The organism is Bradyrhizobium sp. STM 3557 (genome assembly GCF_045571465.1).
Classification (GTDB): Bacteria; Pseudomonadota; Alphaproteobacteria; order Rhizobiales; family Xanthobacteraceae; genus Bradyrhizobium.
In genome coordinates this window covers 3461036-3474312 of record NZ_CP120697.1, presented here as the reverse complement: position 1 = coordinate 3474312, position 13277 = coordinate 3461036, and the positions used below count along the sequence as shown (strand labels likewise).

Annotated in this window: 13 protein-coding genes; 4 read left to right on the top strand and 9 right to left on the bottom strand. The window is 63.7% G+C overall.

Going from position 1 to position 13277, the window contains the following annotated elements; all coding sequences use genetic code 11:
• Positions 1-61: 61 nt before the first annotated feature.
• Complete coding sequence (gene moaA, locus P6U24_RS15680; protein WP_407159969.1) at positions 62-1096, top strand: GTP 3',8-cyclase MoaA; 1035 nt, start codon at positions 62-64, stop codon at positions 1094-1096.
• A gap of 308 nt (positions 1097-1404) precedes the next feature.
• Here the strand turns inward: moaA and P6U24_RS15675 are convergent, their stop codons facing one another.
• The 5 genes from P6U24_RS15675 to P6U24_RS15655 form a co-directional block, all read right to left on the bottom strand.
• A complete protein-coding gene (locus P6U24_RS15675) occupies positions 1405-2019 on the bottom strand; it encodes a tetratricopeptide repeat protein (RefSeq protein ID WP_407159968.1) in 615 nt (204 codons plus the stop codon).
• 228 nt (positions 2020-2247) lie between these two features.
• Positions 2248-3072, bottom strand: coding sequence for a DUF2182 domain-containing protein (locus P6U24_RS15670; protein ID WP_407159967.1), 825 nt, complete (start codon positions 3070-3072; stop codon positions 2248-2250).
• 51 nt (positions 3073-3123) lie between these two features.
• The gene (locus P6U24_RS15665) at positions 3124-3756 is read right to left on the bottom strand and encodes a DUF1326 domain-containing protein (RefSeq protein ID WP_407159966.1); all 633 of its coding nucleotides are present in this window, start codon (positions 3754-3756) and stop codon (positions 3124-3126) included.
• Between the two features lie 182 nt (positions 3757-3938).
• Positions 3939-4940, bottom strand: a complete 1002-nt coding sequence (locus P6U24_RS15660) for an MBL fold metallo-hydrolase (protein WP_407159965.1) — start codon at positions 4938-4940, stop codon at positions 3939-3941.
• Positions 4941-5376: 436 nt separating this feature from the next.
• Complete coding sequence (locus tag P6U24_RS15655) at positions 5377-5556, bottom strand: hypothetical protein (RefSeq protein ID WP_407159964.1); 180 nt, start codon at positions 5554-5556, stop codon at positions 5377-5379.
• Between the two features lie 412 nt (positions 5557-5968).
• Between P6U24_RS15655 and P6U24_RS15650 the strand changes: the two genes are divergently transcribed.
• Positions 5969-6238, top strand: a complete 270-nt coding sequence (locus tag P6U24_RS15650; RefSeq protein ID WP_407159963.1) for a hypothetical protein — start codon at positions 5969-5971, stop codon at positions 6236-6238.
• A 340-nt stretch (positions 6239-6578) separates the two neighbouring features.
• Here the strand turns inward: P6U24_RS15650 and P6U24_RS15645 are convergent, their stop codons facing one another.
• Positions 6579-6809 (bottom strand): hypothetical protein, encoded by a 231-nt coding sequence (locus P6U24_RS15645; protein ID WP_407159962.1) that lies wholly within the window; start codon positions 6807-6809, stop codon positions 6579-6581.
• A gap of 931 nt (positions 6810-7740) precedes the next feature.
• Here P6U24_RS15645 and P6U24_RS15640 point away from each other — a divergent pair.
• Both P6U24_RS15640 and P6U24_RS15635 read left to right on the top strand, forming a co-directional pair.
• Entirely contained in the window at positions 7741-8280 is a 540-nt protein-coding gene (locus P6U24_RS15640) for a TRAP transporter small permease subunit (RefSeq protein WP_407160483.1), read from the top strand.
• Positions 8277-9917, top strand: a complete 1641-nt coding sequence (locus P6U24_RS15635) for a TRAP transporter large permease subunit (protein WP_407159961.1) — start codon at positions 8277-8279, stop codon at positions 9915-9917. Before P6U24_RS15640 ends, P6U24_RS15635 begins: the two co-directional genes overlap by 4 nt.
• A gap of 195 nt (positions 9918-10112) precedes the next feature.
• On the opposite strand, the gene P6U24_RS15630 is transcribed toward P6U24_RS15635, so the two are convergent.
• The 3 genes from P6U24_RS15630 to P6U24_RS15620 form a co-directional block, all read right to left on the bottom strand.
• Positions 10113-11204, bottom strand: coding sequence for a TRAP transporter substrate-binding protein (locus tag P6U24_RS15630; RefSeq protein ID WP_407159960.1), 1092 nt, complete (start codon positions 11202-11204; stop codon positions 10113-10115).
• A gap of 212 nt (positions 11205-11416) precedes the next feature.
• A complete protein-coding gene (locus tag P6U24_RS15625; protein ID WP_407159959.1) occupies positions 11417-12544 on the bottom strand; it encodes an Mrp/NBP35 family ATP-binding protein in 1128 nt (375 codons plus the stop codon).
• 132 nt (positions 12545-12676) lie between these two features.
• Positions 12677-13123, bottom strand: coding sequence for a VOC family protein (locus tag P6U24_RS15620; RefSeq protein ID WP_407159958.1), 447 nt, complete (start codon positions 13121-13123; stop codon positions 12677-12679).
• Positions 13124-13277 lie beyond the last annotated feature (154 nt).

The window sequence follows — 13277 nt, the reverse complement described above, 5'->3', positions numbered from 1 at the left end:
GTAATTTCGCCGTGCCTTCCGCGCGGCGGTCGTGGCGACGGCGCCACACGAAAGCTTCCTCATGAGCGATGTTTCGTTGACCGACACAGATGTGCTGACGCGCCCCATGACCGACCCGTTCGGGCGAACCATCAGCTATCTGCGTGTCTCCGTCACCGATCGCTGCGACCTGCGCTGCTTCTACTGCATGTCGGAGGACATGACGTTCCTGCCCAAGGCCGACCTGCTGACGCTGGAGGAATTGGACCGGCTCTGCACCGCCTTCATCAAGAAGGGCGTCCGCAAGCTGCGCCTCACCGGCGGTGAGCCGTTGGTCCGACGCAACGTGATGGGATTGGTGCGCTCGCTATCGCGACATCTTTCGAGCGGCGCGTTGCACGAGCTGACCATGACGACCAACGCGACACAGCTCGCCAAGCATGCGGCGGAGCTCGCCGATTGCGGCGTGCGCCGCATCAACGTTTCGCTCGACACGCTCGATCGCGAAAAGTTCCGCACCATCACCCGCTGGGGCGATCTCGACCGCGTTCTGGCAGGCATCGACGCCGCGCAAGCCGCAGGGCTCGCCGTGAAGATCAATGCGGTCGCGCTGAAGGGCATGAATGAGAACGAGCTGCCTGCGTTGATGCAATGGGCGCACGGCAAGGGCATGGCGCTCACCTTGATCGAGGTGATGCCGATGGGCGAGATCGGCGCGGGCCGGATCGACCAGTATCTGCCCCTGTCGCTGGTGCGTGCCCGCCTGGAGCAGCAGTTCACGCTCTCAGATCTGGCGCAGACGACCGGCGGCCCGGCACGCTACGTCCGTGTCGCGGAGACCGGCGGCACGCTCGGCTTCATCACGCCGATGACCCATAATTTCTGCGAGTCCTGCAATCGCGTCCGCGTCACCTGCACCGGCACCTTGCACACCTGCCTCGGCCACGAGGACGCCTCCGACCTGCGCAAGCCGTTGCGCGCCTCCGCCAGCGACGAGCTCTTGAGCGAGACGATCGACCGCGCCATCGGGCTCAAGCCCAAGGGCCACGACTTCATCATCGATCGCCGCCACAACCGCCCGAGCGTCAGCCGCCACATGAGCGTGACCGGCGGCTGAGACTCGGACCGACGTAGCGATTATCCCTCCTCCGAAGGCTCGACCATCGAGCGATCTAGAACATCGAGGCCATGGAATCGGCCCGTCGCAGGACGGATTGAGCTCTCGCCATCTTCAACGCTGTCATGCTCCGCCACCCGGTCCGGCCTTCGGCCGGCCGGATGACAGGCTCCGGCGGAGCATCCAGTACGGCGCGGCAGAAGACATGGAACAGAGACGCCACGGCGTACTGGATCGTCCGCCTTCGCGGACGATGACAGTGGGGGCGTATCACTAGGACCGAGACTTTGGAAACAGGCATCTAGTCTCTAATAGACCAGATCGCTGCCGGCTGGCTGCTCGAGCGCGGCGGCGAGCGAGCGATATTCGGCGCAATCGGTGCCGCAGATCTCTCCGATCCGGCTCAGATGATATTCCGCCGCGTCGCGATTGCCCTGCTCGATCTGCCAGAAACCGTAGTAGTTCCAGGTCAGGACATGGTTCGGATCGGACTGCAGGGCGCGCTCATACCAGACCTGCGAGAGCTTGTAATCGCCGAGCTTGCGATAGGAGTAGCCGATGAGATTGGCCACATTCGCATAATCATCGTGGCCGAGCGCCTTGAGCTGATCGATGGCCGCGGCGTAGTCGTGCCGATCGTAGATCGTGTCGTAGGCCGCGCGGTAATCTTGCCTGAAAGCGGGATCATCGAGAAACGATCGCTTGTCCGCCTTCTTGACCTTGTGCGTGGTCGCCTTCGTGTCCGACCGATTTGGATAGGATGCCGGCGGGCTCGGAGTGGAATAGGCGCCGCCATAGGGATCGCCACCGCCGCCACCCCCGCCGCCGCCTCCGGCTGCGAAGACTGCAGTGAACGAGGACGCGCCCATGAGCGCCGTCAGAAGGATTCCCAACGCGACAAGCCTGATCCGCAGGTTGATCATCTGTGCCTCCCGTTTGCTGACGCGAGCAGTTTCACCCGACGTGTAACTCCGCGGCAGCGGCGGTATTCCAGTTGGAAGTTACCCTGAGATGCAAATGACAAGGGCGACAGATTCTGACAGCGACGTCAGAATTGGGCGCGCTCGGCTGGCCGTCGCTGAAGCAGGGCTCCGCGCGAAGGTGCACTCACTCGAGATCTGCCGGAAGCCCTGCGCTCGCGCGCGGGCTGCTCATGATTGCGGCGAGGACATCAGCAGCCAGGCGCCGGCGACCACACAGGCGACGCCGGCGACACGCGCGATCCATCGCCCAGTCGGCGTAACTTTCTCCAATAGGACCAGCAGGGTCAGCAGCGCGATCCAAAGCACATTCATCACGCCGACGACGAACAACAGCGCCATCAACACCCAGCAGCAACCGACACAATAGCCGCCGTGCCGAAGGCCCAGCAGCAGGCAGCCGTGCACGTCGTTGCGAAAGCCGCCGTGGCGCATCAGGAACAGGAATGGCGACTGGCATTGCGCGAGACAGACGTCCTTCAACGGTGTCCATTGGTAGGCGCCCGCCGCGATCAGCACGACGCCACCGACCAGGTTGCTGTCGAGCACCATCCGGGAATCCAGCAGCGCGGCGCGCTCGATCGCCCATTGGAGCATGGTTGCTGCGAGCGAAAAGCCGCTCCAGGCGAGCAGATAGCCGGCTGCAAACCAGCCGGTCGCGGCGAATGGCTTGCCCTGTGCTCGCCCCTGTCGACCGACGCGGGCGTACATCAGAATCATGGGCGCAGCCGACGGCGCCATCATTCCCACCATCATCACCGTCCACATCAGGAACACATAGGCGAACTCGATCGCATGCCATGGCTCGCTCGCCGGCAACATGATTCCGATCCCGGCCGGAATCATGCGGAAGCCCGTCATGTCCATGCCGCCCATGTCCATGTCGTTGGCGAGCCAGAGAACATAGCTCCATGCCAGCGCGACGATGATCCCGATCGCGCCGCCGATCGTCCAGCGATCGCGGCGCAGGACGGATTCGAGGGGGCTGCCCGTCATGCGCGATGTGGGTTCGCGGCCTTGCCGCAAGCCCGTATCAGGTCGTTTGCATCAGGCCTGGTTCGACCAGTGAATCTGCGCATAAAGACCGTTCCTGCCGGAATTATCCCAGTGCATGCCACGATCGCTGAACGTATTGCCGGCGGCGCCGACGGCCATCGCCATCTTGTCGGGGGCAACCGGATGGCCGATGTTCGCCCAGATCTCCCCGCTCGGATGCATCGTCGGCAGCGGATCGACCGACATGTGCAGAATGCCCGGGATTTCGGCGGACCGCGTCTTGCCATCGATCTGGAATGAGATCGGGACCTTGCTCACGCCGAGATTTTGGCTGATGAGCGGCGTGAACGCGGCCATCGGGCCACCGGCGGCGCCGGTGAAGATCGCGGTTAGGGCCCCGGTCTGCTCGTCGTCTGCGCGCTGGTCGATATAGGTGGCCTGCGACCAGTTTCCCTCTGCCATGACGCCGGGTGCGTGCAGGACCACCAGGACATTGAGCCCATCGAGCGCGATCTCGCCATAGCGGCCGGTTTCAATGTGGAAGATCAGCGGCACGTTGCAAAAGCCCTCGGTCGGGCGTGCGGTGAGCGGAGCGCCCGCCGACACCAGGCACGGGCACACGACGCTGCAACTGCAATTCTCGAAATAGTCACCGGACAGGTGCCATGAGATCTGGTCCGCCATCGCTTCCTCCCGCCGGGGCTGGAAACGCCGCTGATGCGCGCGAACGCGTTTGTCCTGCGCCGGCCGGACGACGCTATCACTCTCGGCCCCGCCAAACAACCTGCGCGCGAACGCGTCCGTGTGCCCTCAGTGCCGAAGGCCGGGGCCATCCGGCCCCGGCCGGTGTCGCTCGCATCGACTGCTTAGATCGATCCGACGACCTGCTGCTGCACGGGCAGCGGGAAATACTGGAAACCATCGCCGGCCTTCGCGACATGCCCGATGCCGGGCCAGGCGAAGTGATAGGCCAGCAGCGGCGTCCGGTTTGCGGCCAGCATGGTCAGCATCCGCACCCGGCTTTCCGCCGACTGCACCGGGTCGGTGTCGAACGCGAACTGCGTGCGCGGACGCTCCAGCAGCAGCACCGGGTGATGCGCCAGATCGCCGATATAGCAAAGCTGCTTGCCGCCCGAATTGATCATGAAAATGGAATGGCTGACCGTGTGCCCCGGCGCGGACAGCACCGTGATGCCGGGGAGAATCTCCTCGTTATCCTTGTAGAAATGGATGCGCTCCTTGAGCGGCAGCAGGTTCTTTCGTGCCTGGGCCAGGAAGTGCGGACGCGCGGGATAGTTGGCTGGGATCTTGGCATCGTCAGTCCAATAGGCGAAGTCCGGCTCGCCGATGAAATATTGCGCATTCGGGAAATTGGGGCTGCCATTGTCCGCGATCAGCCCGCCGCAATGGTCGATATGCGCGTGACTCATCACAATTGCGTCGACACCTGCGGGATCGATACCGGCCTGCTTCAGCGTGGTCATCAGCTTGCCCGTGCCGTCGCCGAACAAGGTGTCCGTACCCATGCCCGTATCGAACAGCACCACGCGATCGCCGAAATTGGCGACCAGCACGTTCTGCTCCAGTACGGCGTTGTCCGCGGGCAGGAAGTTGTCGTGCAACTCCCGCACGATCTCCTCCTTGCTGATGTTCAGGAAGGCAGCAGTGGGATCGCCGAGCGGCAACTGGCCGTCGGAGACGATGGTGCACTCGGCGTCGCCGAGCTTGAAGCGATAGAAATAAGGCGCTTGCGGCTGACCCATCGGCAGTTTCGCATGGGCCAACCCCGACAGCGTCAGCATCGCCCCTGAGGCAGCTATCCCACCGAGCACCGCGCGCCGCGGAATTGAACGTAATGATGTCGTCATCGTCCGTTCCTCCCATTGGTTTTGGTCCGACGTCGTGATGGACTGCATCACCTGTCGGTTGCGCCATGCTAATCCAATCCCATCTTGACCGGAAGTCGAGAGCGCGAGGCATGATGACTGAAGGTAGCACGGCAGGATCCGTTCCTTGCGCGCCAGGCGGCAGCGAACAGAGGACATTTCCGCGAGCGTACGCCATGACCTCACGGCTGATTGATGCAGTCGGACGTCTCGACGGTCGGCCAAATCTGCAGCCCTGCTCGATGCATCCGTCCCTTGGTCGGCCGGGCATTTCGTATGCGGCCATCAGCGCTTGCCGAGCCATCGCCGGCAGATGCGCGGCTTTGCCGCGCATCTGCGTGGGGATCGGCGATTGCATAGCGGGATTATTCTCATTCCGGGCAGCGAACCCGCCGCAACGCGCATGGAACGAAATGCATCAGCGAGGCTCGAGGAATCCATCACAGATGACGTCGGCAAAGGCGGAGTTGGACAGGTACTTCGAGAGGATCGACGCCCGCATGCCGTCGAGGGCCTCCAGGTTCATTCGATGGCTGCGCAAGCCCTCCTCATTGATCGTTCGCTGGCTGATCGCATTGCTGCTGATCGCCGGAGGCATCTTCAGCTTCTTGCCTGTGCTAGGCCTCTGGATGCTGCCGCTCGGTTTTCTCTTCATCGCGCAGGACGTGCCGGTCCTGCAACAGCCGCTCCTTAATACGTTGGAGTGGACCGAGACGAAATGGGAGCGGCTGAGAGCGGCCTGGGAACGGAGACCGTGGCGGCGAACCGAGTAGGACGGCGACTTGTCCGGCGAAGCCGAATGGAAAGGCCGAAGCGATACGCGTCAGTCGAATGAATCATGCCCTGCCCCGCAGATGCGCGCCTGGGTGCCACGCCATCGGCCCCGGGGGTGATCGGAACCCCTGACCGCCCGGTGAGTTGCAGAACCGCGGAGAAGATCGAAGGATGAGCGGTTACGCCGTTCATGGCCGCGGTCTTCCGTTTGGTCATACCTGGACAGAGAGGCGACAATGAAAGCACCCCTTCTTCTTGCTGGCGCAGTGATTATCGGATCTGCCGCCCCGGCGCTCGCTGAAGAGTACTACATCGTGCAAGGACCCAGCCATCGCTGCACGATTACCACCACGCGCCCGGCGGACAAGGAAGTCGTGACGCAGATCGGACCCATGGCCTTCACGAGCCGCGTGGAGGCTGAGGACCGTATCAAGCAGACCAAGGTCTGCGAGGACGAAGGCACTGTCGGCAGCAGCAGCACGACCATCATCAAAGAGCGGCAATAGCCGGCGTCGTGCCAGTTAACGTCCGGCCACGTCAGAGGTCGCGGCCATTCCGTGGCCGCGGCCTTTATTGTTGACAGAGCGTCTTACCCGGCATCCTGCCAGACGGCCGCGCCGGGGGATGCCAACAGGCTTTCATAAAGCGCAGTCTTCTCCAACCGCACTGGGCGCAGGGCGGACTACCACAGCTTGGAGATTCGACAATATCGTCGACGAGATCACGACCAATGATGGGATGTGCAAAAGATCGCGGCGAGTCGTGATACCTAACAGACCGTGGCGGATTACGCTTCGCTCATCCGCCCTGCTATTAATTTATTATCAACGGCCGCCGGGCGTCGACCTACATCCCGTGGCTCTGGAACACGGCTGAGCAGCTCTTGCTCAGCCGGCTGCGATTCTGCGTCAGACACTGCTGGACCGCATTGTCGTCGCCGAGCTGTTGCCGGCAAAAGCGCTTGGCATCGCGTGAGCAGGCCCTCTGCTCCTCTGGCGTGCCCATATGGCCTTGCGCCATCACCAAGGACGGCAGAGCCGAGAGAAACACCGCGAGCGCGAACGACAGCTTCTTCATCGAGAGCCTCCTCCTTGGCCGAGATAAACGTGCGCCGGCCGCATCGGTTCCGGGCGCAGCCGCGTGCCGAGATATCACCGGACCGCTCTGCCGTTGATCGGCGTCGGATGCTCCGCCCGAACCGGCGAGCCATCGACTGCAGATCATATTCGGTGCGCTTCGGCCCATCGCGCGGTGCCAGGATGAAAGCACCCGCACCGAAAAACTCATTTCCCGAGCCGGCTCAAGCAGGCGGGCCATGGGTGCGGCCAGCGCCCGGCATTGCCTGCGCTCTCTTCATCAGGAGGGCACGTCAGGAGGGCACGTCAACAAAGAGAGCTCGGACGCGAACGCGCCGCGCGAGTGCGGTGTCATGTCCAGAGATCGCGCGACGCACGGCATGGCACACAGAGAAGGGTTTCTCTGGAGGTCACAGGATGCGGCAGAGCGACCGGTCTGCCTTCCAAAAGGCCCGGGATTATGGGTCCGGCTCAACGCCGGGACGCCTGCGGCGTGTTTGACTGCCATCCCGGCAGGCAGATGCACGCAGGCCCGGCGCGAACGACCCTCGCCCGCGGCGGAACGTACGCCGTGTTCCATTTCCCGGCCGAATGACCGCCACGGGCATCGCCCGTTCGGTGCGCCGCGGCCAACCGATTTACCAAGGAGCCACAACGCCTTACCGATGCGTCAATATGTCAATTTTCCGATTGACGGCATCAAATCTCGCTGAAATGGTGCCCCCGCTTTCGCGGCCCGTGCCCTCAAGGGCAGCTGTCTCGGGAACAGGCAGATGAACGGGTCGACAAGACCGGGAGCGCCCAAGGGGAGGATATCAGTTGCAATCGCTTTCGACGACGTGCCGCGGCATCACGCATCCGATGCCTGATGGTCACGTGACGCGCTCCGACATTGCAAGCCCCCCGACCCGGCGGCCGTTGCGGAGACCATGATGCGCCCCTTCCTCGCCCTGAGCGCAGCTATCGACCAGATCAACGAGAAGGTCGGCTATGTCTGCAACATCCTAGTGCTGCTGGCCTGCCTGGTCAGCGCCGTCAACGCGATGATCCGCTACGCCTTCAGCATCTCCTCGAACGGCTGGCTCGAGCTGCAGTGGTACATGTTCGCGCTGATCGTGATGTTCGGCGCCTCCTATACGTTCCGCCGCAACGAGCATGTCCGGGTCGAGCTGCTTTATCTCTATCTGTCCGAGCGCGGCCAGCTCTGGCTCGACCTGATTGGCACGCTGTTCTTCCTGATCCCGACCTGCCTGCTGCTGGCCTACCTGTCCTGGCCGTTCTTCCTGCAGTCCTACCATGTCGGCGAGTACTCGCCCAATGCCGGCGGCCTGCTCCGCTGGCCGATCAAGTTCGTGATCCCCGCCGGTTTCGTGATGCTGGCGCTGCAGGGCCTCTCCGAGGTCATCAAGCGCGCCGCCGCGCTGCGCGGCGAGGTGACGATCGACGCCAAATATGAGAGGCCGACGCAATGATCACGCTGGAGATGATGCCGCCATTGATGTTCGGCGGCCTGGTCCTGGCGATGCTGATCGGCTTCCCGGTGGCGTTCACACTGGCGGCGGTCGGGCTCTCCTACGGCTTCCTCGCCATTCATCTTGGGTTCTTCGACCTCAACTTCCTGCAGGCGATCCCGGGGCGCATCTTCGGCAGCGTGCTATCCAACGACCTGTTGCTGGCGATCCCCTTCTTCACCTTCATGGGCGCGATCCTGGAGCGGTGCGGGCTCGCCGAGGACATGCTGGATTCGATGGGCCAGCTGTTCGGCCCGATCCGCGGCGGGCTCGGCTATTCCGTCATCATCGTCGGCTTCATCCTGGGCGCCATCACCGGCACGGTGGCGGCGCAGGTGATCGCGATGGCGCTGATCTCGATGCCGGTGATGATGCGCTACGGCTACAACATCCGCTACATCACCGGCGTGCTGGCGGCCTCCGGCACCATCACGCAGCTGGTGCCGCCCTCGCTGGTGCTGATCGTGCTCGCCGACCAGCTCGGCAAGTCGGTCGGCGACATGTATCTCGGCGCCTGGGGCCCGTCGGTGTTCCAGATCCTGCTGTTCGCGGGCTACACCTTCGTGCTCAGCATCATCAAGCCGAGCCATGTGCCGGCGGTGCCGAAGGAAGCGCGCACGCTGACCGGCTGGGCGCTGTGGAAGAAATGCCTGATGGGCATCATCCCCTCCGCCGTGCTGATCTTCGTCGTGCTCGGCACCATGATGATGGGCCTCGCCACCCCGACCGAGGCCGGCGCCATGGGCGCGGTCGGCGCCATCGTGCTCGCCGTGATTCACCACAAGGATTTCGCGTCGAACGACAAGAAGATCCTGATCGCAGGCGTGATCGCGGCCGGCATCGGCACCATCGTCGGCACGCTGTTTTTCGGCGACGAGGTCGCGGCCTCCCTGCGGGGCCTGATCCCGGTCGCCGCGCCGGTGTTCAAGGTCGCCTTCGCCATCACCTATCTCGCGGTGGCCTGGATCTGCATTCGCGCGATCGGCATTCCCGATCTGCGCGATCTGATCAAGCAGGGCTACGAGACCACCATGCGCATCACCTGCATGGTCACCTTCATCCTGATCGGCTCGACCTGCTTCTCGGTGGTGTTCCAGGGCGTCTCCGGCGGCGAGTGGCTGGAGCACCTGCTCACTTCGCTGCCCGGCGGCGTCTGGGGCTTTTTGATCTTCATCAACGTCTTCATCTTCTTCCTGGCGTTCTTCCTCGACTTCTTCGAGATCGCTTTCATCATCCTGCCGATGATCGCGCCGATCGCGCAGAAGATCCTGGCGCCGGTGGTCGGGCCGGAGGCGGCGCTGATCTGGTTCGGCGTCATGCTCTGCGTCAACATGCAGACCTCGTTCCTGCATCCGCCGTTCGGCTTCGCGCTGTTCTATCTGCGCGGCGTGGCGCCGCGGGAGGTCAAGAGCTCCGACATCTATTGGGGCGCGATGCCCTGGATCGGGCTGCAGGCGATCATGGTACTGTTGGTGATCGCCTTCCCGATCACGGTGACGGGCCTCCTGGACAAGCCGACCAACGTCGACCTCAACAAGGTCAAGATCGAAGTGCCGCAGATCGACATGCCGCCACTCGATCTCGGGCCGCCGAAATAGCGGGCGCCAGGCGTCCGTCCTTGCGAGGAGCGTAAGCGAAGAAGCAATCCAGGATCTTGACTGCGGCGCTGGATTGCTTCCACCGTCGCCCTTCGGGCTATGGCGGACACATCGCTTCGCTCGCGATGACGACAACAAAAAAGCCCGGCCTCTTTCGAGGCCGGGCTTTGTTCTTTTCGGCGAAGCCTCGTTCGATCAGCCGCGGGTGCGCGAACGGATCATGAAGCTGTCGAAGGTGTATTCGGCGACCTGCCACCACAGATATTCATCGGAGCGATAGGCCTGCATCGCGTCGATTGACTTCTTGAAGTCGGGATTCTTGGCGGAGATTTCGCCCCACAGCTCGTTGGTCGCCTTGAGGCAGGCTTCCAGCACCTCGTTGGTGAACGGGCGAAGCTGGGTGCCGCCGGCGACCAGGCGCTTCAGCGCCGCCGGGTTCTGCATGTCGTAGCGCGCGGCCATCCAGGTGTTGGCCGCCATCGTGCCGTTCTGAAGGATGGCCTGGTAGTTCTTTGGCAGCGAATTCCACTTCTCGAGATTGCAGAACGCGTGCACGGTCGGGCCGCCTTCCCAGAAGCCGGGATAGTAGTAGTACTTCGCGACCTTCTGGAAGCCGAGCTTCTCGTCGTCATAGGGACCGACCCACTCGGCAGCGTCGATGGTGCCCTTCTCCAGCGCCGGATAGATGTCGCCGCCGGCGAGCTGCTGCGGCACCACGCCGACCTTCTGCAGCACCTGGCCGGCGATGCCGCCGATGCGGAATTTCAGGCCGGAAAGGTCGGCGACGGTCTTGATCTCCTTGCGGAACCAGCCGCCCATCTGGGTGCCGGTGTTGCCGCAGGGAAAGCCGATGACGCCGAACTTCTTGAAGAACTCGTTGCCGAGCTCCTGGCCGCCGCCCTGGTACCACCAGGAGTTCTGCTGGCGCGCATTGAGGCCGAACGGCACGGAGGCATAGATCGCGAAGGTCGGGTCCTTGCCGACATAATAATAGGACACCGTGTGGCTCATCTCGACGGTGCCGTTGGCGGTCTCATCCAGCGCCTGCAGGCCGGGAACGATCTCACCAGCCGCGAAGACCTGGATCTGAAACTTGTTGTCGGTCATCTCGGCCACGTATTTGGCGAGCTCGGTGGCGCCGCCATAGATCGTGTCGAGCGACTTCGGAAAGCTCGAGGTCAACCGCCACTTGATCTCAGGCGAGGACTGCGCAATCGCCGGCGAGGCGACTGCGGCCGCCGCCGCGGCACCGGTTGCCGAAACTTTCAAAAAATCACGACGCTTCATCAAGGCATCTCCTTATTGGGCATTTTCCCATGAGCAAACAGCGCGCTGCCGGTGACGCGATTTTCCTAAAGCCGGCCTGCCCGCAGCCGCCCATGTCCCGCATCTTGCCGGAGGCGCTCCGGTGTCGGGCCTTTAGCACGGAACCGGTTAAGCGAAAACGCGACGATGGCATGACATCATCGTCTAATAGTCGCAGGGGCGGTGCAGCACGATCATGCCGCGGCGACCGCATCCTTGAGCCCGTCGCGAACGGCGCTCGCAATGGCGCGGTAGATCGCCGCGTGCGGGCCGTCTGGCGCGCTCGCCACCACCGGCTTGCCTTCATCGGAGGTGGTGCGGATCTCGATATGCAGCGGGATCTCGCCGAGGAACGGCACGCCGAGCTTCTCGGCCTCATGCCGGGCACCGCCATGGCCGAAGATGTCCGAGCGGGTGCCGCAATGCGGGCACTGGAAATAGCTCATGTTCTCGATGATTCCGAGCACCGGCACGTTGACCTGCCGGAACATCGCCAGGCCCCGCCGCGCGTCGATCAACGACAGGTCCTGCGGCGTCGAGACGATCACCGCGCCCTTCAGCGGCACGTTCTGCGCCAGCGTGAGCTGCGCATCGCCGGTGCCGGGCGGCATGTCGACCACCAGCACGTCGAGCGTGCCCCAGGCGACCTCGCGCAGCATCTGGGTCAGCGCCTGCATCACCATCGGCCCGCGCCACACCATGGCGCGATCCTCCTCGATCAGGAAGCCGATCGACATGATCGACAGCCCGAAGCGCTCCAGCGGGACCATCTTCCTGTCCGCGGACAGCGCGGGCTTGTCGCGCAAACCAGTCAACCTCGGCACCGACGGGCCATAGATGTCAGCGTCCAAGAGCCCGACCTTGAGCCCGAGATCGCGCAGGCCCAGCGCCAGGTTCAGCGCGGTGGTCGACTTGCCCACCCCGCCCTTGCCGGAGGCGACCGCGATGACGGCGCTGATACCGGGAATCTCGGCCTGCCGCGACATCGGCGACCCCGGCGGGTGCTGATGCGGCCGGTGCCCTGCCGCGGTCGACTGCGCAGCCCGGGGCGGCGGCGCGGCTGGCGCGGCACCTGCCTTGCGCTCGGCTGTCAGTGCGATCATCGCCAAGGTGACTCCGGGAATGGCGCGCACTGCGGCCTCGGCCTGCGCGCGGGTGGTCTCCCAGGCGCGGGCCTCCGTGGCCTCGACATTGATCGAGAAGAACACCTTGCCGTCACCGGCCGTGATCGCCGACAGCACGTTGGCATCAACCAGCGCAACGCCGCGCGGCGTCTTCACCTGTTTCAGGGCGTCCAGAACCTGCTGCTGCGTTACGCTCAAATTCCAATTCTCCCGACGTTGACAGCGCGCGGTATCATCGCGCGCTATCATCTTGACCGAACGCGATCTTCCGGCAGCGGCCGGCTTGCACACGTTCAGAATGACCCGACGGTCCCAATAAGCCGATCCGGTTCAAAAGGCCACCTTCGTTCCGATGTCGGCGGCCGTCTCGACCGGCGCCACGTCCGCCTGCTCCTTGGCCGCCTCGTAATTCAGCTCGATCATCACGCCATTGGGGTCGCGCACGAAGATCTGCCAGAGCTCGCCGCCGGGCACCTGGCGGGCGTCGAACGCCATGCCCTTCTGAGCGAGCTGCGCCTTCATCGCGCCGAAGCCACGGCTGGCGAAGGCAACGTGATGGACCACGCCCGAATCCGGCTTCTGCGGCTCGCTGGTGGCGGAAATGTCGACCAGGTGCACCACCGCCCGGCCCTCGCTGTACATCCAGGCGCCCGGAAAGGCGAAGTTCGGCCGCGCGCCGTTCTGAAGGCCGAGCACGTCCTCGTAGAAGCGGACGGTCTCGGCGAGATTCCGGGTCCGGATATTGAAATGGTCGAGCATGCCGACGCTGACGCTCATGGGTCACTCCCTTTGTTCTTGATACGGCCGGTTGGACCGATTTCGTTGTGCCGCGACAAGTTTGCAAGCCGTCGTGACGGCGAAAGTCTAGCACGAACTGCAGCGCTTGCCGCCTCGCGGGAAAGCTCGCACGAAGCCTTGCCCTGGGTCGTCC